We start from the raw sequence: 18,988 nt of genomic DNA, 5'->3' as shown, positions 1-18,988 counted from the left end.
CGCCTTGTGCGGGGCGGTGCCGGACGCCGCCGGCGCCGGTACGTGGGACGGTACGCGCGAGGCCCCGCACCCTGGTCGGGTGCGGGGCCTTCGGGTCGTACGTGAGCTCGGGGCTCAGCCCTGCCAGCTGTGCGGGGCGCGGAAGCCCGGGGTGCGCTCCAGGCGGCGCCAGCCGGCCTGGCGCGGCAGGCGGGCCGCCGGCTGCTCGGGGGTGGCGGCGGCGCGGGCGAGCAGGATCGCGGTGATCGCGGCCAGCTCCTCGGGTGCTGCGGTGCCCTTCTCGACGCGGAGCAGGGTGTCAGAGGCGTTGGTCATGGGGTGGCAGATCTCCTTCGCGGTTACTGCGGCGGGTTGCCGTGCTTGCGGGACGGCAGATCGGCGTGCTTGTTGCGGAGCATCGCCAGGGCGCTGACGAGCACCTCGCGGGTCTCGGCGGGGTCGATGACGTCGTCGACGAGGCCGCGCTCGGCCGCGTAGTACGGGTGCATCAGCTCGGCCTTGTACTCCTTGACCATGCGCAGGCGCATGGCCTCGGGGTCCTCGGCGTCCGCGATCTGCTTGCGGAAGATGACGTTGGCAGCGCCCTCGGCGCCCATCACGGCGATCTCGTTGGTGGGCCAGGCGTAGGTGAGGTCGGCGCCAATGGACTGCGAGTCCATGACGATGTACGCGCCGCCGTAGGCCTTGCGCAGGATCAGCGAGATCCGCGGGACGGTGGCGTTGCAGTACGCGTACAGCAGCTTGGCACCGTGGCGGATGATGCCGCCGTGCTCCTGGTCGACGCCCGGCAGGAAGCCGGGGACGTCCAGCAGCGTGATGATCGGGATGTTGAAGGCGTCGCACATCTGGACGAAGCGCGCGGCCTTCTCGGAGGCCTCGATGTCGAGGACGCCGGCGAGGTGGGCGGGCTGGTTGGCGACGATGCCGACGACCTGTCCGTCCATGCGCGCCAGGGCGCAGATGATGTTGCGGGCCCAGCGCTCGTGGATCTCCAGGACGTCGCCGTCGTCGACGAGCTCCTCGATGACCTTGTGCATGTCGTACGGGCGGTTGCCGTCCGCGGGGACCAGGTCCAGGAGGACCTCGCTGCGGCGGTCCGCCGGGTCGCTCGTCTCGTGGACGGGCGGGTTCTCGCGGTTGTTGGAGGGCAGCATCGAGATGAGGTACCGCACCTCGGAGATGCAGGTCTCCTCGTCGTCGTACGCGAAGTGCGCGACGCCGGAGGTCTCGGCGTGCACGTCGGCGCCGCCGAGGCCGTTCTGGGTGATCTCCTCGCCCGTCACCGCGCGGACCACGTCCGGCCCGGTGATGAACATCTGCGAGGTGTCGCGGACCATGAAGACGAAGTCCGTGAGGGCCGGGGAGTAGGCGGCTCCGCCGGCGCACGGGCCGAGCATCACGGAGATCTGCGGGATGACGCCCGAGGCCTTGGTGTTGCGCTGGAAGATGCCGCCGTAACCGGCGAGGGCGGAGACGCCCTCCTGGATGCGGGCGCCGGCGCCGTCGTTGAGGGAGACCAGCGGGGCACCTGCCGCGATGGCCATGTCCATGATCTTGTGGATCTTCGTGGCGTGGGCCTCGCCCAGGGCGCCGCCGAAGATCCGGAAGTCGTGCGCGTAGACGAAGACCGTGCGGCCCTCGACCGTGCCCCAGCCGGTGATGACACCGTCGGTGTACGGCTTCTTGCTCTCCAGGCCGAAGCCGGTCGCGCGGTGGCGGCGCAGCTGCTCGACCTCCTTGAAGGAACCCTCGTCGAGGAGCAGTGCGATGCGCTCGCGCGCGGTCAGCTTGCCCTTCGCGTGCTGGGCCTCGGTCGCACGGTCACTCGGTCCACGCCGCGCCTGCTCGCGCAGGGAGTGCAGCTCGGCCACGCGCCCACGGGCGTCCGTCGGCTCGCTCGGGATCTGGTCCACAACGGTCATGTACCGACCTTACGAAGATCGTGATGAAAAACCTCCGTTCATTCCGCACAGTCTCAGGAGTCTTCCGCTGTCCGGCCCGCACAGAACCACCGGTGGAAGTAAGGACTCCGCCAGATGGGGTCATCGGTGGTTGTAGGACCCTGACAGAAATCGCCGACACGGCGAACGGTGGTTGAAATTTGAACAGAATGGTCCTAGTGTCGGTGGTGTCGAAATCGTTGAACGTTCAACAGCTTCGGCTTCCCGACACCGGACCCCCTACCGAGGAGCACGTCATGGGCCTCTTCAACCGCCGCACCGCCGAGAACACCGCCGCCGCCGTCGCCGTCCTGGACGTGGACCCGGCCCTCGCCGCCCTCACGGGCGACTACGTCATCGACGCCGCCCACAGCCGCATCGGCTTCACCGTCCGCCACGCCATGGTCACCAACGTCCGCGGCGCCTTCGAGGACCACGAGGGCACCCTGCACCTGGACGGCGCCGACCCGGCCCGCTCCACCGCGTCCATCGACGTGAAGATCGCCTCCGTGGACACCGGCATCGCCGACCGCGACGCCCACCTGCGCAGCGCCGACTTCTTCGACGCCGAGGCCTTCCCGCTGATGACCTTCCGCTCCACCGAGGCGGCGTTCCTCGGCGGCGACACCTACCGGATCACCGGCGACCTCACCATCAAGGACGTCACGCGGCCGCTCTCCGTCGACCTGGAGTTCAACGGCTCCGCCACCGACCCGTACGGCAACCAGCGCGTCGGCTTCGAGGGCAGCGCCGACATCCTGCGCTCGGACTGGGGCCTGACCTGGAACGCGGCCCTGGAGACCGGCGGCGTCGTGGTCAGCGACAAGGTGAAGCTGACCTTCGACATCTCCGCCATCAAGCAGGCCTGACCGGCCGCACGGCGACCCGGGGGCGGCAGGCACCGAGAGCTCCGCTCTAGGGTCTGTACCGAGTTGCTCCACGGGGCAACTCGATACAGACCCTAGAAGCCGCCCCCGTCGAAGCCGCCACCGCCGCCGAAGTCCCCGCCGCCGAAGTCGGACGGGTTGAAGTCGGCCCCGGAGACGTCCCCGCCCTCGAAGCCTGCGCCGTATCCGCCGCCGTAGTCCGCGGCGTAGGCGGGTGTGGACATCATCGAACCGAGCATCGTGCCCATGAGCAGGCCGGGCAGGATGCCGCCCCCGAAGTAGCCGCCGGCCCAGGGACCGTACGCCGGGCCGGCGTCGTAGTACGGCCGCGGGCCGCGCTCGGTGTCGACCGTGCGGACCGCCGGGTCGAGTCCGTCGCGCAGCCGGACCGCGTCCGCCGTGCAGACGGGCACGGTACGCGCCGCGCCGGCGGCCGGGGCCCAGGTCGCGTCCTCGGTGCTCGGCCCGTGGCGCGGGTCGAAGAAGCAGGGCGCGCGGCGCTCCGGCACCGGCCGGCCCTGCCGGCGCGCGTCCAGACAGGCCAGGGCGTACCGGCCGTCCTCCAGTGCCTGGGTCACCCCGGTGACCTCTTCCGGGTACCGCACGGAAGCCATGATCTGCTTGGCCTTCTCGTACGAGTCGAGCCCGCGCTCGTAGTCCGCGCGCATCGCGTCGTCGGCGCCGGGCTCGCCGGGGTGGAAGTCCAGACGCTCCAGCTCCTCGCCGAAGGCCGTGATGTCCTCGTCGACGACCACTGCGAGCCGCTCGACGGCCTCGCGCCTGGCCTCCTCCTTCTTCCTGCGGCTCCGGCGGACCAGCGCGTACGCACCGCCGCCGCCGATCGCGGCCACCGCGCCGAGGGTGATCAGGCCTCCGACCGGGACGCCGGTGTCGGCGCCGGTGGTTCCCCAGGAGGCGGGGGCGCTGCCCTTGGCCTGGGTCAGGGCCTGTTCCACGAAGTTGTCGAGCTGGGTGCCCGCGTCGACCGGGGCTCCGGTCTTGACCGCCTCGGTGAGGTTGCGTACGGCGTTGGCCGGCATGACCGCCCGGTCGGCGCCGGCGTTGAAGCCGTCGCCGAGCCGGATCGCGTACAGCCCGGTGATACCGGTCTGCGCCCGGACGGCGGCGAGCACCTTCTCCGGCGGGAACTCGTCCGTGGCAGGGAGCACGGCGACGAAGACCGGCTTCCCGGCGTCCTTGATCTTCTCGGCGAGCGCGTCGGCCTCGGCCTGCGGCAGCTGCGCCTCGGCCCGGGGGTCGACGTACACGGGCCCTTCCTTGAGGGCCTCCCCCACGGCGGCGACTCCGGTGTCGGCCGCCGCCTGCGGAGCGGCCGCCAGGGCGGTCGCGGACAGGGCCAGCAGCAGACCGGACAGCAACGATCCCCAACGCGTGGATATCAGCCTGGTCCTCATATCCACGACGCTACCCGAACCGGCACTTTCCCGTGTGAGACGGACATAAGGCCTCGGGCTGAGGGGCTGCGGCCTGCCTACTCCGCCGGTTCGACGCCCGCGTGGAGGAGGCCGTAGGTGAACGCGTCCTCCAGGGCCTGCCAGGAGGCGGCGATGACGTTCGGGGCCACACCCACCGTCGACCACTCCCGGACGCCGTCCGTCGTGGCGACGAGCACGCGGGTCGTGGACTCCGTGCCGTGCGTGCCCTCCAGGATGCGGACCTTGTAGTCGACCAGCTCGAACTTGGCGAGCTGCGGGTAGAACCGCTCCAGCGCCACCCGCAGCGCCCGGTCCAGCGCGTTGACCGGGCCGTTGCCCTCGGCCGTGGCGACGATCCGCTCGCCCTTCGCCCACAGCTTGACCGTGGCCTCGTTGGCGTGGGTGCCGTCCGGGCGGTCCTCGACGATGGCCCGCCAGGACTCGATGCGGAAGTACTTGCGGGCCCGCCCCTCGGCCTCGGCGCGCAGCAGCAGCTCGAAGGAGGCGTCGGCCGCCTCGTAGGTGTAGCCCTGCAGTTCGCGCTCCTTGACCCGTTCCACGACCCGGGAGATCAGCGCGCGGTCCCCGCCGAGCTCGACGCCGAGCTCCTTGCCCTTGAGCTCGATGGAGGCGCGGCCGGCCATGTCGGAGACGAGCATGCGCATGGTGTTGCCGACCCGCTCGGGGTCGATGTGCTGGTAGAGGTCCGGATCGACCTTGATCGCCGAGGCGTGCAGGCCGGCCTTGTGCGCGAAGGCGGAGACACCGACGTACGGCTGGTGGGTGGAGGGCGTGAGGTTGACGACCTCGGCGATGGCGTGGGAGATCCGGGTCATCTCGGCGAGCGCGCCGTCGGGGAGCACCTTGCGCCCGTACTTGATCTCCAGGGCGGCGACGACGGGGAACAGGTTGGCGTTGCCGACGCGCTCGCCGTAGCCGTTGGCGGTGCACTGGACGTGCGTGGCGCCGGCGTCGACGGCGGCCAGGGTGTTGGCGACGGCGCAGCCGGTGTCGTCCTGGGCGTGGATGCCGAGGCGGGCGCCGGTGTCGGCGAGGACGGTGGCGACGGTCGCGGACACCTGGGCGGGCAGCATGCCGCCGTTGGTGTCGCAGAGGATGACGACGTCGGCGCCGGCCTCGTGGGCGGTGCGTACGACGGACTTCGCGTACTCGGCGTTGGCGCGGTAGCCGTCGAAGAAGTGCTCGCAGTCGACGAAGACCCGGCGGCCCTGGGCGACGAGGTGGGAGACGGTGTCCCGGACCATCTCCAGGTTCTCGTCGAGGGTGGTGCGCAGGGCCAGTTCGACGTGGCGGTCGTGGGACTTGGCGACGAGGGTGATCACGGGGGCGCCGGACTCCAGCAGGGCCCGTACCTGCGGGTCCTGATCGGCTGAGCCGCCGGCCCGGCGGGTGGCACCGAAGGCGACCAGCTGGGCGTTCTTGAAGTCGATCTCCGCGCGGGCGCGGGCGAAGAACTCGGTGTCGCGGGGGTTGGCGCCGGGCCAGCCGCCCTCGATGAAGCCCACTCCGAAGTCGTCCAGATGACGGGCGATCGTCAGCTTGTCGGCGACCGTGAGGTTGATGCCCTCACGCTGGGCGCCGTCGCGCAGGGTGGTGTCGAAGACGTGGAAGCTGTCGTCGAGGACCGCTGCTGTCGCCTCTGGTGTCGTCGTCATGCTGATCTGACTCCTGTCGGATGAGTGGTTCCGGAAACCTGCCGATGGGGAAGGCCGCCGTCACTGCCCCCATCATCGCGCGCAGTGCGTCCCCGGCAGGGATGGGCCGGGAAACGAAAAAACCTCTCGCGGGTAGCGAGAGGTCTGCACGCGGGTCCGAGGCACGGTGGCCGCGTCCGCGGAGTTCTTCCACGGCTCAGCGGCCACTGGGGACCGGCGCGCTGCTGGCGATAATCATGAGCTGAGCAGGCACGCTGGCAGTGTGCCACACCGCTCACTGCCGATGGACAGCCATCTCACGATGCGGGCAGGGCTGGTCCGTCCGCGGTGGCGGCCGTGCCGCGGGCGCCGTCGGGGCCGAGGGTGTCGGTGAGGAACTCCCGCACGTGGGCCAGGATGGCGGTCCGGTCGAGGGTCGGCAGGCCCACCGCCAGCTGGATGCTGAAGCCGTCGAGGAGGGCCCGGATGCGGGTCGCCACACGGTCGGCGTCCACCGGCCGGAACTCCCCCCGTGAGATGCCCTCGGCGAGCAGGGCCACCAGGTCGCGGTGCCAGGCGCCCTCGATGGCCGCCTGCCGGTCGCGTTCCGAGGGGCCGGCGTTCTGGGAGCGGTTCCACACCTCCAGCCACAGCGTCCAGTGCGGGTCGCGGGGTTGCGTGGGCACGTACAGGTCGACGTACGCCCGCAGGCGCTCGGCCACCGGGCCGCGGCGGGCGAGCAGGGCCCGCCGTGCGCTGCCCAGCTCGGCCTCGCTCCACTCCAGGGTCTGCAGCAGGAGCTCGTCCTTGCTGCGGAAGTAGTAGAGGAGGTGGCCGCTGCTCATGCCGACCTCGCGGCCCAGGCCGGCCATGGTCAGGCCGTCCAGCCCGCGCTCGGCGATCGTGGCCATGGCGGCGACGAGTACGTCCTCGCGCGGGGGCGCGTTCTTGCGCGCCGCCCGTACCGGTACTCCGCCCGCCGCCGCCATGAGCCGCTCCTTCGTGGTTCGCCGTAGGTCAGGCCTTCGGCTGCTGCTGGGTGATGCAGTGGATGCCGCCACCCCCGGCGAAAATCGTACGTGCGTCAACGAGTGTCACGGTCCGATCGGGGAACAGGCCGCGGAAGATCTCGGCGGCCTCCTCGTCGCGCGGGTCGTCGAAGGAGCACAGCACGACGCCGCCGTTGCACAGGTAGTGGTTGATGTACGAGTAGTCCACCCACTCGCCGTCCTCCTCCAGCACGGTCGGCGCCGGGATCTCCACGACCTCCAGCTGCCGGCCCCGGGCGTCGGTGGACGCGCGGAGGATCGCCGCGATGGTCTTGCAGCGCTCGTGGTCCGGGTGGGACGGGTCGGGCTGGGTGTGCACCATGACCACACCCGGGCGGGCGAAGGCCGCGACGATGTCGACGTGGCCCTGGGTGCCGTAGGTGCCGTAGTCGCCGGCCAGGCCGTACGGCAGCCAGATCGCCTTGGTGGTGCCGAGGTGGGCGTGGATCTCGGCCTCGACCTGTTCGCGGGTCCAGTCGGGGTTGCGGCCCTTGCCCAGCTGGACGGTGTCGGTGAGCAGTACGGTGCCCTCGCCGTCGACGTGGATCGCGCCGCCCTCGTTGACCAGCGGGGTGCTGAACGTGCGGGTGCCGAGCACGTCCGAGACCTCCTGGGCGATCTTCGAGTCGTGGTCCCAGCGGGCCCACTCCTGGGCGCCCCACCCGTTGAAGGTCCAGTCGACCGCGGCGAGCCCGCCCCGGTCGTCGGTGACGAAGGTGGGGCCGATGTCGCGCATCCAGGCGTCGTCGAGCTCGCGCTCGACGATGTCGAGCGGGTGGCCGGCGCCGGCGCCGGCGATCGCCCGGGCAGTGCCGGCGTCGCCCGGGGAGACGACGAGGGTCACGGGCTCGTACGCGCGGACCGCGCGGGCGACGGCGCCCCACGCCTCGCGGGCCTCGGTGAGCTCCTGCTCGGTGGTGAAGGTCGGGTTCGGGCTGGGCCAGGCCATCCAGGTGCGCTCGTGGGGCGTCCACTCGGCGGGCATCCGGAATCCGTGGTGCACGGGCTTGGCGGTCATGGCAGGCAGGTCCTTACGGCTGTGCTGGCTACAGGCTGTGCTGGCTTACAAGAAGTACAGGCGGTTGAGGGAGACCGATTCGGCGGCTTCGGAGCGCAGGGGTTCGCCGTCCAGGGAGACCAGTCCGGTGCGGGCGTCGACGTCGACCGCGCCGACCCGGGAGTTGAGGAGCAGGTCGCCGGGTCCGATGCCGCGGGTGCCGCGGACGGCGACCCGGCGGCGGCGGGTCGGCATGGCGTCGCCGCCGAGGGCCGCCGCGGCGGCCGAGACGAAGGCGACGGAGATGTCGGCAGCGGTGGCGCCGTACGATCCGAACTGCGGTCCGAGGACGAGGGGTTCGCAGGTGTCGGTGGCGGCGTTGGGGTCGCCGGTGACGCCGTAGGCGGGGAAGCCGGACTTGAGGACCAGCTGGGGTTTGGCGCCGAAGAACTGCGGCCGCCAGAGCACGATGTCGGCGAGCTTGCCGACCTCGATCGAGCCGATCTCGTGCGCGAGGCCGTGCGCGATCGCCGGGTTGATGGTCAGCTTCGCCATGTAGCGCAGCACGCGGGCGTTGTCGTCGCCCTCGCCGTCGCCGTCCAGCGGCCCGAGTTCGCCCTTCATCTTCGCGGCCATCGCGAAGGTCCGGCGGATCGTCTCCCCGGCCCGGCCCATGCCCTGGGCGTCGGAGGAGGTGATACCGATCGCGCCCAGGTCGTGCAGGACGTCCTCGGCGCCCATCGTCCCGGCCCGGATACGGTCCCGGGCCATCGCGGCGTCCCCCGGCAGGTCGGGCTTGAGGTCGTGGACGGAGACGATCATGCCGTAGTGCTCGGCGACCGCGTCCCGGCCGAAGGGCAGCGTCGGGTTGGTGGAGGAGCCGATGACGTTCGGCACGCCCGCCATCTTCAGCACGTTCGGGACGTGTCCGCCGCCGCAGCCCTCGATGTGGAAGGCGTGGATGGTCCGGCCCTCCAGCACCCGCAGGGTGTCCTCGACGGAGAGGCATTCGTTGAGGCCGTCGGAGTGCAGGGCGACCTGTACGTCGTACTCCTCGGCCACCCGCAGCGCGGTGTCCAGGGCCCGGGTGTGGGCGCCCATGTCCTCGTGCACCTTGAAGCCGCTTGCGCCGCCCTCGGCGAGGGCCTCGACGAGGGGCGCGGCGTCGGAGGAGGAGCCGCGGGCGAGGAAGCCGATGTTCACCGGCCAGGCGTCGAAGGCGTTGAAGGCGTGCTTGAGGGCCCACGGGGAGTTGACCCCGACGCCCCAGACGGGTCCGAACTCCTGGCCGATGACGGTGGTGACGCCTGCGGCGAGGGAGGCCTCCATGATGCGCGGGGAGAGCAGGTGGACGTGGGTGTCCACGGCGCCGGCGGTGGCGATCAGGCCCTCGCCGGAGACGATCGAGGTTCCGGTGCCGACGACGACGTCGACGCCGTCGAGGGTGTCGGGGTTGCCGGCTCGGCCGATGGCGTGGATGCGGCCCTCGCGGATGCCGACGGAGACCTTGCGGATGCCGAGGACGGCGTCGATGACCAGGACGTTGCTGATCACGACGTCGCAGGTCTCGCGGACCGCGGCTGCCTTCAGGTGCAGGCCGTCGCGTGCGGTCTTGCCGAAGCCCGCCAGGAACTCGTCCCCCGGTTTCTGCGCGTCCGACTCAACCCGTACGGTCAGCCCGGAATCGCCCAGCCGCACCCGGTCGCCCACCCGGGGGCCGAACACGGCCGCGTACTCGTGGGGGTCGATGTGCCGGCTGCCCGGCGCGCAGTGCGCGCTGTGGTCGGTGTGCGGCGTCTGCCTGCTCATGCCGTCGTCCCTTCCGGGCGGTCGGTGGTGTCGGCCCGGCCGGCCCCGGCCGGGGTGGCGCCGAGGTAGCTGCAGGCCGCCGCGCGGCGCAGGGCCTCCTCCCGGGCTCCGGGGGCGTCGAGCGGGCCGTCCACCAGGCCCGCGAAGCCGATCGCGATGCGGTCGCCGCCGATGGGGACGAGGCCGACGTCGCCCTCGCCGTGCGGGTCGAACCGTACGGAGGAGCCCGCCGGCACGCACAGCCGCATCCCGTAGGCGGCGGCGCGGTCGAAGTCCAGGCGCGGGTTCGCCTCGAAGAAGTGGAAGTGCGAGGTCACGCTCACCGGCACGGCGGCGGTGTTGCGCACGCGCAGGTGCAGGACCGGCTCCGGCTGGGGGACGCCTGGGCCGGGGACGACGGCGCCCGGGGCGTCGTCGCCGAGCGGCACCGCGCCCCGGACGGGGGAGGAGACCACGGCCAGGCGGGATCCGTCGTCGAAGACGGCTTCGACGTGCACCTCGGTGACCACGTCGGCGACGCCCGGCAGGACGTCGTCGGGGCCCAGCACGCCGCGAGCCTCCTCGACGGCCTCGGCGAGCCGCTTGCCGTCGCGCGCGGCCTCGCAGACCGTGTCCGCGATCAGCGCGGTGGCTTCCGGGACGTTGAGCTTGAGTCCGCGGGCCCGCCGGGCCCTGGCCAGTTCCGCAGCGCTGCGGAGCAGCAGCCGGTCGCGCTCCGTAGGGGTCAGCCGCACGCCGATCCACCACCTCTTGAGTCGATTGGTTAGAGCATCACTCTAACTCTTCATTTCGTGGCCGGGAATCATTGACCTGAACGCACGGCCTGAGCGACATTGAGTGTCGCTCAAAAACAAGCGCAACCACCCCCCGCCCTGCCAAGGGAGTCCCCCATGCCCATCGAACAGCGCGGAGTCGACACCATTCCGGAGGAGGAGCGGACGAGCGGGCCCCGTGACCTGATCTCGATCCTCCTCGGCTCCAACCTCTGCCTCGGTGTGATCGTCTTCGGCTGGCTGCCCCCGTCCTTCGGACTGGGCCTGTGGCCCTCGGTCACGGCCATCGTGACCGGCACCCTCGTCGGCATCGCCTTCACCGCGCCGCTGGCACTCGTCTCCCTGCGCACCGCGACCAACCTCTCCACCTCCAGCGGCGCACAGTTCGGTGTGCGCGGGCGGCTCGTGGGGTCGGTGGTGGGCCTGCTGCTGTCGCTCGGCTACACGGCGCTCACGCTGTGGATCGGCGGCGATGTCATGGTCGGCACCCTCGCGCGGCTCACCGGGCTCCCGGACACCGGCCTCTCGCGGGCCGTCATGTACGGCCTGCTCGCCGCGTGCACCGTCGTCGCGGCCGTCTTCGGCTACCGGCTGCTGCTGCGCATGAGCAAGGTGCTGTCCGTCGCCATGGTGGTGCTGCTGGCGGCCGGCGTCGCCGCCTACGCCCCGGACTTCACCACCGCCGCGCCGCCCGAGACCCCGTACCTGCTCGGCTCCTTCTGGCCGACGTGGCTGCTGGCCGCCGTCGCCGCCGGGCTCAGCGGGCCCGTCGCCTTCATCACCCTGCTGGGCGACTACACGCGCTACATCTCCCCGCGCCGCCACGGCTCGCGCAAGGTCCTGTGGGCCACCGCCTTCGGCCTGCTGATCGGTCTGCTGGTCCCGCAGCTCTTCGGCACCTACACGGCCCTGGCCGCCCGGGCGGGCCTGGACTACGCCGGTCCCCTCGTCGAGGCGGCGCCGCTGTGGTACCTGGTCCCGCTGCTGGCGGCCGCCGCGGCCGGCTCGGTCGGCAACGCCGGGCTGATGCTCTACTCCATGGGCCTGGACCTCGACGCGATCGTCCCCCGCGCCACCCGCACCACGGCCACCGTGATCGCGGCGGCCGTCGCCACCGCCTTCGTCTTCTTCGGGTCCTTCGAGTGGGACGTGCAGTCGGCGATGACGTCCTTCGTGCTGCTGCTGACCGCGATCGGCACCCCGTGGGCCGTTATCACCCTGATCGGCCACGTCCGCTGCCGGGGCGTCTACGACGCCGACGCGCTGCAGGTCTTCAACCGCCGCTCGGTGGGCGGCGTCTACTGGTACCGCTCCGGCTGGAACGTCGCGGCCACCGCCTCCTGGGCGGTCGGCGCGGCCGTCGGCCTGCTCGCCGTGACCACTCCCTTCTACGAGGGCCCGCTGCTCGCTCTCACCGGCGGCGTGGACTGCTCCTTCGTCCTCTCCGGCCTCACCGGCGGGCTCGTGTACGCGGCGCTCACCGTCCGCCGCGCCGCTGCCCCAGCTCCGGCGCCGGCGGCCACGGCCGAGGAGCCCGCGAACGCCTGAGCCGCCTCGCCCGGTACGCGAGCGGGCCCGCACCCCGGAGATCCGGAGTGCGGGCCCGTCGGCGTGTGCGGGCTCAGCCCAGCGGGTGCATCCAGCCGTGGGTGTCGGCGGCGTGGCCGGTCTGGAGCTCCAGCAGGGCCTTGCGCAGGCGCATGGTGACCTGGCCCGGCTCGCCGTCGCCCTGGGTCCAGTCGGCGCGCTCGGACTTGACCGAGCCGACCGGGGTGATGACGGCGGCCGTACCGCAGGCGAACACCTCGGTGAGGGTGCCGTTGGCGTTGTCGCGCTGCCAGTCCTCGGTGGTCAGGCGGCCCTCCTCGGCGGTGTAGCCGAGGTCGCGGGCGATGGTGAGGAGGGAGTCGCGGGTGATGCCGGGGAGCAGCGAGCCGGTGAGCTCGGGGGTGACGATGCGGTCGCCGTACACGAAGTACAGGTTCATCCCGCCCATCTCCTCGATCCAGCGGTGCTCGACGGCGTCGAGCCAGACCACCTGGTCGCAGCCGTGCGAGGCGGCCTGGGCCTGCGCGACCAGCGAGGCCGCGTAGTTGCCGCCGGTCTTGGCGGCGCCGGTGCCGCCCTTGACCGCGCGGACGTAGTCCTCGGAGAGCCAGACGGAGACGGGCTTGACGCCGCCGGGGAAGTACGCGCCCGCGGGCGAGGCGATGACGATGAAGAGGAACTCGTTGGCGGGGCGGACACCGAGGCCGACCTCGGAGGCGAACATGAAGGGGCGCAGGTAGAGGGAGGCCTCGCCGGAGTCCGGGACCCAGGCGCGATCCTGCTTGATCAGGGCGTCGCAGGCCTCGATGAAGAGCTCGACCGGCAGTTCCGGCATCGCCATGCGGCGCGCCGAGGCCTGGAAGCGCTCGGCGTTGGCCTCGGGGCGGAAGGTGGCGATGGTGCCGTCGGGCTGGCGGTAGGCCTTGAGGCCCTCGAAGATCGTCTGCGCGTAGTGGAGGGTCATGTTCGCCGGGTCGATCGAGAGCGGCGCGTACGGGACCAGCTCGGCGTCGTGCCAGCCACGGCCCTCGGTCCACTTGATCGTCACCATGTGGTCGGTGAAGTGGCGGCCGAAGCCGGGGCTGGCCAGGATCGCCTCGCGCTCCGCGTCGGACAGCGGGTTCGAGGAGGGCTTGAGCTCGATCGTGGGCATCGTCATGAGTGCTTGTCCTTCACCGGTTGTGTATGGCGGACCGCGCTCACGGCGTACCAGGACGTCCGAGCTTCCCCGCATTCCGCGGCCTCGCGTTCGATTATCGCGCGCGGGCAGGCTTCGGAGAAGCGGAGGATTGCGGCCCAGGGGAGATGGTGGCACCCGGGGCCGCACAGGAAAAGCCGCCAGGTCCCATTGTGACCCGGCGGCTTCCTGGGGTGGAGCGGCCGGGTCAGCCGGCTACTCGCGCGGCGAGGGCGTCGCCGATCGCGTCGGTGGAGCGGAAGGTGCCGTCGCGCTCCGCGAGGTCGGCGGAGACCGCGTCCTCGATGCGGGCGGCCTCGGGCTCGTACCCCAGATGGCGCAGCAGGAGGGCGACGGAGAGGATCGTCGCGGTCGGGTCGGCCTTGCCGGTGCCGGCGATGTCCGGGGCCGAGCCGTGGACGGGCTCGAACATGGACGGGAAGGCGCCGGTCGGGTTGATGTTCCCGGAGGCGGCCAGGCCGATTCCGCCGGTCACGGCCGCGGCCAGGTCGGTGAGGATGTCACCGAAGAGGTTGTCCGTGACGATGACGTCGAAGCGCTCCGGCTGGGTGACGAAGAAGATCGTCGCCGCGTCGACGTGCAGGTAGTCGGTGGTGACCTCGGGGTACTCCTGGCCGACCTTGTCGAAGATGTTCTTCCACATGTGGCCGGCGTACACGAGGACGTTGTTCTTGTGGACCAGCGTCAGCTTCTTGCGGGGGCGGGAGTTGGCCCGCTCGTACGCGTCACGGACGACCCGCTCGACGCCGTACGCGGTGTTGACGCTGACCTCGGTGGCCACTTCGGCGGGGGTGCCGGTGCGCAGGCTGCCGCCGTTGCCGGTGTACGGGCCCTCGGTGCCCTCGCGGACGACGACGAAGTCGATGTCCGGGCGGCCGGCCAGCGGGGTGGCGGTGTTGGGGAACAGCTTCGACGGGCGCAGGTTGATGAAGTGGTCGAAGGCGAAGCGCAGCTTGAGCAGCAGCCCGCGCTCCAGCACGCCGGACGGGACCGAGGGGTCGCCGATGGCGCCCAGCAGGATCGCGTCGTGGTGCTTGAGGGCTTCGAGCTCCGCGTCCGGGAGGGTCTCACCGGTGCGGTGCCAGCGCTGGGCGCCGAGGTCGTATTGCCTGGTCTCCAGCTTCACGTCCTGGGGCAGGACCGCGGTAAGGACCTTGAGGCCCTGAGCCACGACTTCCTGGCCGATGCCATCACCGGGGATCACTGCGAGATTGATGCTGGTCGACATGGCGAAACCGTACTCCGTGTCCAGCCCTCAGACATTTCACGTCCACATGATGGACGAGAGATGTCTGAGGGGCCCGGCGTTGCCTTGCGTTGGGCGGCGTTGCCTGGCGTTGGCTGCGTTTTCCCGGGCCTCAGTGGCCGGTCGAGCCGCCGTTGTCGCGGCGGTCGAGGGCGCGCTGCAGGGCAGCGGCTGCGTTCTTGCGCTCGTCGGCCGAGGCGGAGGCGTGGCGGACACGGCGGGCGGTGACGGTTGCGGTCATGGTGATCGACTCCTTGAGATCACGGCGTGGCGAGGCCACGGATGAGGGGTTCCTTCAAGGCGCCGGAAGAGGCGGGGAGCGGCGCGCCGCAGGGGTTGCCTGCCAGGGGCACGCGCTCTCGACCGCCATTCGCCTGATCGGCGAGACGTTCGGCTTCTACAACGCTAGGCCAGGTCCCGCTGTATGTCTCGGCAATTACTCGGACTTCCTACTATCTGAGACGCGCAGCCCCTCGAAAAGGCTTGCCGCGGGGCTCCGTTTCAGCCCTTGTCGGAGCGGAGTTCCCTGATCAGAGCCCTGACGACGCGGGTTGCGGCGGCTTCCGCCGTAGTGACGTATCCCACCTGCCTCACCGGCCCCCGCGACCCCAGACCGGTGATCTCCACCGCCGCGGTCGCCTCCCGCAGGGACAGTTCGGGCATGATCGCCATGCCGAGCCCGCGGCCGACCATGGTCAGCACCATCGCGTCGTCCTCCGCCTTGACCGTGGCGCGCGGGATCCAGTCCTGGGCCCGCCACCAGGCGCGCGTGTAGGAGCCGCAGTTCTCGTCCCAGTCCATGAGCGGCAGCGACCTCGGGTCCGGATGCCCGGCCGGGTGGACGAGGCGGTACGCCTCCTGCGTGAGCACCCCGGTCAGCAGGCCGGGCGGCGCCGCGTCCTGCGCACCGCCGAGGGTGGCGATGCCCAGGTCCGCGCGGCCCGCCGCCACTTCCCCGGCCGTGCCCGCGCCGATCTCGCGCACCACGCGGACCTCGGGGCGGATCCCGGGGTGGCGGGCGGTCAGCCGTTCCAGGGCGGGGGGCAGCAGGTGCAGGGCGGCGCTGCGGAAGGCCGCGATCCGCAGAACGCCCTGAAGCGTGTCGCGGCCCCCGTCCCCGCCCGCGCCGCGCGTCTCCTGGCGCATGGCCTCGTACAGCCGCAGGATGCGGCGGGCGTGGCCGACCGCCCGCTCCCCCGCCGGTGTGGGCGACGCCCCGGAGCGCCCGCGCTCGAAGAGCACCGCGCCGAGCTTGGCCTCGCTGCCGCGCACCGAGTGCGACACGGCCGACTGGGTGAGGCCGAGCGCCGCGGCCGCGGCGGAGAAGCCGCCGGCTTCGGCGACGGCGACCAGGATCCGCAGTTCCTGCGGGAGGAGATCGGACACCGGGGCCCCCACCTCGTTGTATGAGTGCTGTTCATGGATGCGTGGCTTCCATGAGCCCAACCCCCTGCCCGGCTCGGGGATTCCTTCCTAGCGTCAGCTCCATGACCACGCACACCGCTCACGCCGTCCACCAGATCGCCCGCCCCGACGGCTTCCCCGCCGCCTCCGACTTCGCCTTCGTCGCCTCCCCGGTCCCCGACCCGCGGCCCGGCACCGCCCTGGTGGAGAACCTGCTGCTCTCCGTGGACCCCTACCACCGCGGCCTGATGGACGGCGGCGAGGACGGCTTCGAGCTGGACACCCCGCTGGAGGGCCGCTCGGTGGGCCGGGTGATCGCCTCCCGCGACCCGGGGCTGCGCGAGGGCGACCTGGTCTTCCACCGCGAGGGCTGGCGCACGCACGCCCTCGTCACCCTGGGCGAGGCCGGTACGCGCCGGCTGCGCGGCCACGAGGGCGTCCCGCTGGAGGCGTACCTCTCGATCCTGGGCGGCACCGGCCTGACGGCGTACGCCGCACTGACCCGGACGGCGGCGCTGCGGGAGGGCGAGGACCTGTTCGTCTCCGCCGCCGCGGGCGGGGTGGGCACCGCCACCGGGCACATCGCACGGCTGCTGGGCGCCCGGCGGATCGTCGGCAGCGCCGGCTCGGCGGCGAAGGTCCGCCACCTGACCGAAGTCCTCGGCTTCGACGCGGCGTTCGACTATCACGACGGCCCCGTGGGCGAGCAGCTCGCGAAGGCCGCCCCCGAGGGCATCGACGTGTACGTGGACAACGTGGGCGGGGAGCACCTGGAGGGGGCGATCGGGGCACTGCGCGAGTTCGGACGGATCGCCTGGGTCGGCGCCGTGTCGACCTACAACGGCGACCGCTCCCCCGCCGCGCCCCGCAACCTCTTCGAGGTCGTGCACAAGTCGCTGCGCCTGGAAGGTGTGCTGGTCCGCCACCACACCGGTCTGCAGGACGAGTTGGAGGACTTCCTCGTCCCCCATCTGCGCAGTGGCCGGATCGGCACCGACACCACCGTCGTGCAGGGGTTCGAGCGCACGGTGGACGCCTTCCGCGGCATGCTCCGCGGGGACAACGTGGGCAAGATGCTGGTCAGGATCGCCGACTGATCCCGTGACCGCCGGTGACGGGCGGGCGGGACGGCCCTCAGAGGACGTCCCCGTCGCGCCAGTCGAAGTCGAGCGGCGCGGCGGGGTCCAGCCGGACGCCTCCGGGCGGCGCCCACACGTAGGTGGAGCCCTCCTCCTCGGGCAGGCGCACCGGTCCCTGCGGGGAGAGCACCCCCAGCCGGCCGGGCCACACCGACCAGCCTCGGGCGAGGTAGAGCCCGGCCCCCTCCTCGGACGCCGAGAGCGCGCCGAGTTCGTAGGCCCCCGCCACGACCTCCTCCAGCCGGGCCATCACCTGCCGTCCGAGGCCGCGGCGCCGCAGGTCGGCCCGTACGGCCACGGCCTCGACGTATCCGGTGCGCAGGGCGCGGCCGCGGTGCACGACCCGCCGCTGCACCACGCTGCCGTGGGCGGCGAGCCGGCCGTCCACCCCGATCACGACGTGCATCCCGCCGAGCGCGTGCTCGAAGTCCTCGTCGGCGAAGTCCCCTTCGAAGGCGTCGTCGAGGAGGGACCGGATCGCGCGGAGCTCGTCGGCGGTCAGTTGCGAGGTGTGCGCGGTCAACGTGTCCATCTCTGCTCCAGCCAGTCGGTGTACCAGGTGCGGAAGTCCGGGCTCTCCGGCGCGTGGCAGCCGAAATCCTGGTCCACGTGCCAGACCTGGCCGGTCAGGGGCCCGTTGAGGACCAGTCTCAGGAATATGCCGCAACCCCCCTCGACCAGCATGAGCGTGCCCAGGGTCAGCCCGTCGGCCTCGTCGAACCGGCGGTTCTCGTCGAACGGACGGGGTGCGCGGATCGGGCAGGGTGCGGCCAGCCGGCCCGGGCGGCGGTCGTCCCGCCACTCGTCGTCCACCGCCCAGTCGTCGTCGGCCTCGGGGCGCGGGGTGATCAGCGGCATCAGCCCGTGCCGGGGGCCCGCCGGGCCGTCGCCGACCGTCGTGACGAACGTCCGGTACTCCTCGGGCAGCCGGATGCCGTGCTCCTCCTCGAAGCCCCGGACGTCCGCCTCCGGGAGCGGCGGCCTCAGCTCGTACCGGAAGGTCTTCGCGCGCAACCGCGCCCGGACGGCCCGCGCGTCCCAGTCACCCATCCCTCGAACGTATCAAGGACCGCATTGCGGACGCCGAACGCCGTACACCGGCCGCCATCGGCCGAAGCCTCTCTAGCGGTCTGGACCAATCCCTCGGCAGAATCGGGCCATGTCGCCCGATACCCAGCAGTGGACGCCCACCCACGGCCAGCCGTACCGTCCCACCGCCTACCGTCCGGAGCGGATGCCGCGGCACGAATCCCTCGCGCGGGCCGCCGAGTTGCGGGCCAGGATGGACGAGCGGCGCACCGTACGCCACTTCTCCGCCGACCCCGTGCCCGAGCAGGTCGTCCGCGACGCCATCGCCTGCGCGTCGACCGCGCCGTCCGGGGCGCACCAGCAGCCGTGGACCTTCGTCCTGGTCAAGGATCCGGCCGTGCGCGCCCAGATCCGCGCGGCCGCGGAGCAGGAGGAGGAGCTCTCCTACGACGGCCGCCTCGGCGACGAGTGGCTGGCGGCGCTGCGTCCGCTGGGCACGGATGCCGTGAAGACGCACCTGACGGACGCGCCCGCGCTGATCGTCGTCTTCCAGCAGCGGTACTGGCTCGGCCCGGACGGCACGAAGCGCAAGCACTACTACGTGGACGAGTCGGTCGGCATCGCGGTCGGCATGCTCCTGTCCGCCCTGCACCTGTCGGGGCTGGCCGCGCTGATCCACACGCCGAGCCCGATGCGCTTCCTGGGCCACGTCCTGAACCGCCCGGCGAACGAGAAGGCCTTCGCGGTCGTCCCCGTCGGCTACCCGGCGGACGACTGCGTGGTCCCGGACCTGGTCCGCAAGTCCCTGGACCAGGTCATCGTGGAGGTGTGACCCCCTCCCCGGCGGACGCCTCCGGGAGCCTTCGCCCGCCGCGTCC

General features: G+C 71.9%; 18 protein-coding genes. 4 read left to right on the top strand and 14 right to left on the bottom strand.

Annotated elements, in window-relative coordinates; all coding sequences use genetic code 11:
* Window positions 1–114: 114 nt before the first annotated feature.
* Together BSL84_RS23765 and BSL84_RS23760 are read right to left on the bottom strand one after the other, a co-directional pair.
* Entirely contained in the window at window positions 115–315 is a 201-nt protein-coding gene (locus tag BSL84_RS23765; RefSeq protein ID WP_045324035.1) for an acyl-CoA carboxylase subunit epsilon, read from the bottom strand.
* A gap of 23 nt (window positions 316–338) precedes the next feature.
* On the bottom strand, window positions 339–1,922 hold the full coding sequence (locus BSL84_RS23760) for an acyl-CoA carboxylase subunit beta (protein WP_030037117.1): 1,584 nt from the start codon (window positions 1,920–1,922) through the stop codon (window positions 339–341).
* 275 nt (window positions 1,923–2,197) lie between these two features.
* On the opposite strand from BSL84_RS23760, the gene BSL84_RS23755 reads away from it, so the two are divergent.
* On the top strand, window positions 2,198–2,809 hold the full coding sequence (locus BSL84_RS23755) for a YceI family protein (RefSeq protein ID WP_045324034.1): 612 nt from the start codon (window positions 2,198–2,200) through the stop codon (window positions 2,807–2,809).
* Between the two features lie 92 nt (window positions 2,810–2,901).
* On the opposite strand, the gene BSL84_RS23750 is transcribed toward BSL84_RS23755, so the two are convergent.
* From BSL84_RS23750 to ureA, 6 genes are all read right to left on the bottom strand, one after another.
* On the bottom strand, window positions 2,902–4,242 hold the full coding sequence (locus tag BSL84_RS23750; RefSeq protein ID WP_075971080.1) for a hypothetical protein: 1,341 nt from the start codon (window positions 4,240–4,242) through the stop codon (window positions 2,902–2,904).
* 77 nt (window positions 4,243–4,319) lie between these two features.
* Window positions 4,320–5,939, bottom strand: coding sequence for a citramalate synthase (gene cimA, locus BSL84_RS23745; RefSeq protein WP_045324032.1), 1,620 nt, complete (start codon window positions 5,937–5,939; stop codon window positions 4,320–4,322).
* 296 nt (window positions 5,940–6,235) lie between these two features.
* Window positions 6,236–6,907, bottom strand: a complete 672-nt coding sequence (locus BSL84_RS23740; RefSeq protein ID WP_045324031.1) for a TetR/AcrR family transcriptional regulator — start codon at window positions 6,905–6,907, stop codon at window positions 6,236–6,238.
* 28 nt (window positions 6,908–6,935) lie between these two features.
* Window positions 6,936–7,985: an agmatine deiminase family protein gene (locus BSL84_RS23735; protein ID WP_037666324.1), complete on the bottom strand. Its 1,050-nt coding sequence runs from the start codon at window positions 7,983–7,985 to the stop codon at window positions 6,936–6,938.
* Window positions 7,986–8,030: 45 nt separating this feature from the next.
* Entirely contained in the window at window positions 8,031–9,773 is a 1,743-nt protein-coding gene (locus BSL84_RS23730; protein ID WP_045324029.1) for an urease subunit alpha, read from the bottom strand.
* A complete protein-coding gene (ureA, locus tag BSL84_RS23725) occupies window positions 9,770–10,507 on the bottom strand; it encodes an urease subunit gamma (protein WP_075971079.1) in 738 nt (245 codons plus the stop codon). The genes BSL84_RS23730 and ureA overlap by 4 nt, the downstream gene beginning before the upstream one ends.
* Before the next feature lie 156 nt (window positions 10,508–10,663).
* Between ureA and BSL84_RS23720 the strand changes: the two genes are divergently transcribed.
* The gene (locus BSL84_RS23720; protein ID WP_075971078.1) at window positions 10,664–12,094 is read left to right on the top strand and encodes a cytosine permease; all 1,431 of its coding nucleotides are present in this window, start codon (window positions 10,664–10,666) and stop codon (window positions 12,092–12,094) included.
* A 73-nt stretch (window positions 12,095–12,167) separates the two neighbouring features.
* Here BSL84_RS23720 and BSL84_RS23715 read toward each other — a convergent pair whose 3' ends face one another.
* From BSL84_RS23715 to BSL84_RS23705, 4 genes are all read right to left on the bottom strand, one after another.
* Entirely contained in the window at window positions 12,168–13,253 is a 1,086-nt protein-coding gene (locus BSL84_RS23715; RefSeq protein WP_075971077.1) for a branched-chain amino acid aminotransferase, read from the bottom strand.
* Between the two features lie 226 nt (window positions 13,254–13,479).
* Window positions 13,480–14,520, bottom strand: a complete 1,041-nt coding sequence (locus tag BSL84_RS23710) for a 3-isopropylmalate dehydrogenase (protein WP_030036872.1) — start codon at window positions 14,518–14,520, stop codon at window positions 13,480–13,482.
* A gap of 130 nt (window positions 14,521–14,650) precedes the next feature.
* The gene (locus BSL84_RS37505; protein WP_267886677.1) at window positions 14,651–14,779 is read right to left on the bottom strand and encodes a hypothetical protein; all 129 of its coding nucleotides are present in this window, start codon (window positions 14,777–14,779) and stop codon (window positions 14,651–14,653) included.
* A gap of 260 nt (window positions 14,780–15,039) precedes the next feature.
* A complete protein-coding gene (locus BSL84_RS23705) occupies window positions 15,040–15,924 on the bottom strand; it encodes a LysR family transcriptional regulator (protein ID WP_075971076.1) in 885 nt (294 codons plus the stop codon).
* A gap of 101 nt (window positions 15,925–16,025) precedes the next feature.
* Between BSL84_RS23705 and BSL84_RS23700 the strand changes: the two genes are divergently transcribed.
* Window positions 16,026–17,039 (top strand): NADP-dependent oxidoreductase, encoded by a 1,014-nt coding sequence (locus BSL84_RS23700; RefSeq protein ID WP_075971075.1) that lies wholly within the window; start codon window positions 16,026–16,028, stop codon window positions 17,037–17,039.
* A 37-nt stretch (window positions 17,040–17,076) separates the two neighbouring features.
* Here the strand turns inward: BSL84_RS23700 and BSL84_RS23695 are convergent, their stop codons facing one another.
* Complete coding sequence (locus BSL84_RS23695) at window positions 17,077–17,613, bottom strand: GNAT family N-acetyltransferase (RefSeq protein WP_030036878.1); 537 nt, start codon at window positions 17,611–17,613, stop codon at window positions 17,077–17,079.
* The gene (locus tag BSL84_RS23690; RefSeq protein WP_075971074.1) at window positions 17,601–18,131 is read right to left on the bottom strand and encodes an SMI1/KNR4 family protein; all 531 of its coding nucleotides are present in this window, start codon (window positions 18,129–18,131) and stop codon (window positions 17,601–17,603) included. The genes BSL84_RS23695 and BSL84_RS23690 overlap by 13 nt, the downstream gene beginning before the upstream one ends.
* Before the next feature lie 109 nt (window positions 18,132–18,240).
* On the opposite strand from BSL84_RS23690, the gene BSL84_RS23685 reads away from it, so the two are divergent.
* Window positions 18,241–18,942, top strand: coding sequence for a nitroreductase family protein (locus tag BSL84_RS23685; protein WP_045320905.1), 702 nt, complete (start codon window positions 18,241–18,243; stop codon window positions 18,940–18,942).
* The last annotated feature ends 46 nt before the right edge of the window (window positions 18,943–18,988 follow it).

Source organism: Streptomyces sp. TN58 (genome assembly GCF_001941845.1).
Taxonomy (GTDB): domain Bacteria; phylum Actinomycetota; class Actinomycetes; order Streptomycetales; family Streptomycetaceae; genus Streptomyces.
The sequence above is the reverse complement of the archived record's forward strand: the minus strand, read 5'-3'. Positions and strand labels throughout refer to the sequence as shown.

Coding starts and splice junctions, on each gene's coding strand:
- BSL84_RS23710 (WP_030036872.1), bottom strand. CDS start 14,520: ATGTCGACCAGCATCAATCTCGCAGTGATCCCCGGTGATGGCATCGGC.
- BSL84_RS23695 (WP_030036878.1), bottom strand. CDS start 17,613: ATGGACACGTTGACCGCGCACACCTCGCAACTGACCGCCGACGAGCTC.
- BSL84_RS23735 (WP_037666324.1), bottom strand. CDS start 7,985: ATGACCGCCAAGCCCGTGCACCACGGATTCCGGATGCCCGCCGAGTGG.
- BSL84_RS23765 (WP_045324035.1), bottom strand. CDS start 315: ATGACCAACGCCTCTGACACCCTGCTCCGCGTCGAGAAGGGCACCGCA.
- BSL84_RS23685 (WP_045320905.1), top strand. CDS start 18,241: ATGTCGCCCGATACCCAGCAGTGGACGCCCACCCACGGCCAGCCGTAC.
- BSL84_RS23755 (WP_045324034.1), top strand. CDS start 2,198: ATGGGCCTCTTCAACCGCCGCACCGCCGAGAACACCGCCGCCGCCGTC.
- BSL84_RS23715 (WP_075971077.1), bottom strand. CDS start 13,253: ATGACGATGCCCACGATCGAGCTCAAGCCCTCCTCGAACCCGCTGTCC.
- BSL84_RS23740 (WP_045324031.1), bottom strand. CDS start 6,907: ATGGCGGCGGCGGGCGGAGTACCGGTACGGGCGGCGCGCAAGAACGCG.
- BSL84_RS37505 (WP_267886677.1), bottom strand. CDS start 14,779: ATGACCGCAACCGTCACCGCCCGCCGTGTCCGCCACGCCTCCGCCTCG.
- BSL84_RS23730 (WP_045324029.1), bottom strand. CDS start 9,773: ATGAGCAGGCAGACGCCGCACACCGACCACAGCGCGCACTGCGCGCCG.
- BSL84_RS23700 (WP_075971075.1), top strand. CDS start 16,026: ATGACCACGCACACCGCTCACGCCGTCCACCAGATCGCCCGCCCCGAC.
- BSL84_RS23690 (WP_075971074.1), bottom strand. CDS start 18,131: ATGGGTGACTGGGACGCGCGGGCCGTCCGGGCGCGGTTGCGCGCGAAG.
- BSL84_RS23720 (WP_075971078.1), top strand. CDS start 10,664: ATGCCCATCGAACAGCGCGGAGTCGACACCATTCCGGAGGAGGAGCGG.
- BSL84_RS23760 (WP_030037117.1), bottom strand. CDS start 1,922: ATGACCGTTGTGGACCAGATCCCGAGCGAGCCGACGGACGCCCGTGGG.
- cimA (WP_045324032.1), bottom strand. CDS start 5,939: ATGACGACGACACCAGAGGCGACAGCAGCGGTCCTCGACGACAGCTTC.
- BSL84_RS23750 (WP_075971080.1), bottom strand. CDS start 4,242: ATGAGGACCAGGCTGATATCCACGCGTTGGGGATCGTTGCTGTCCGGT.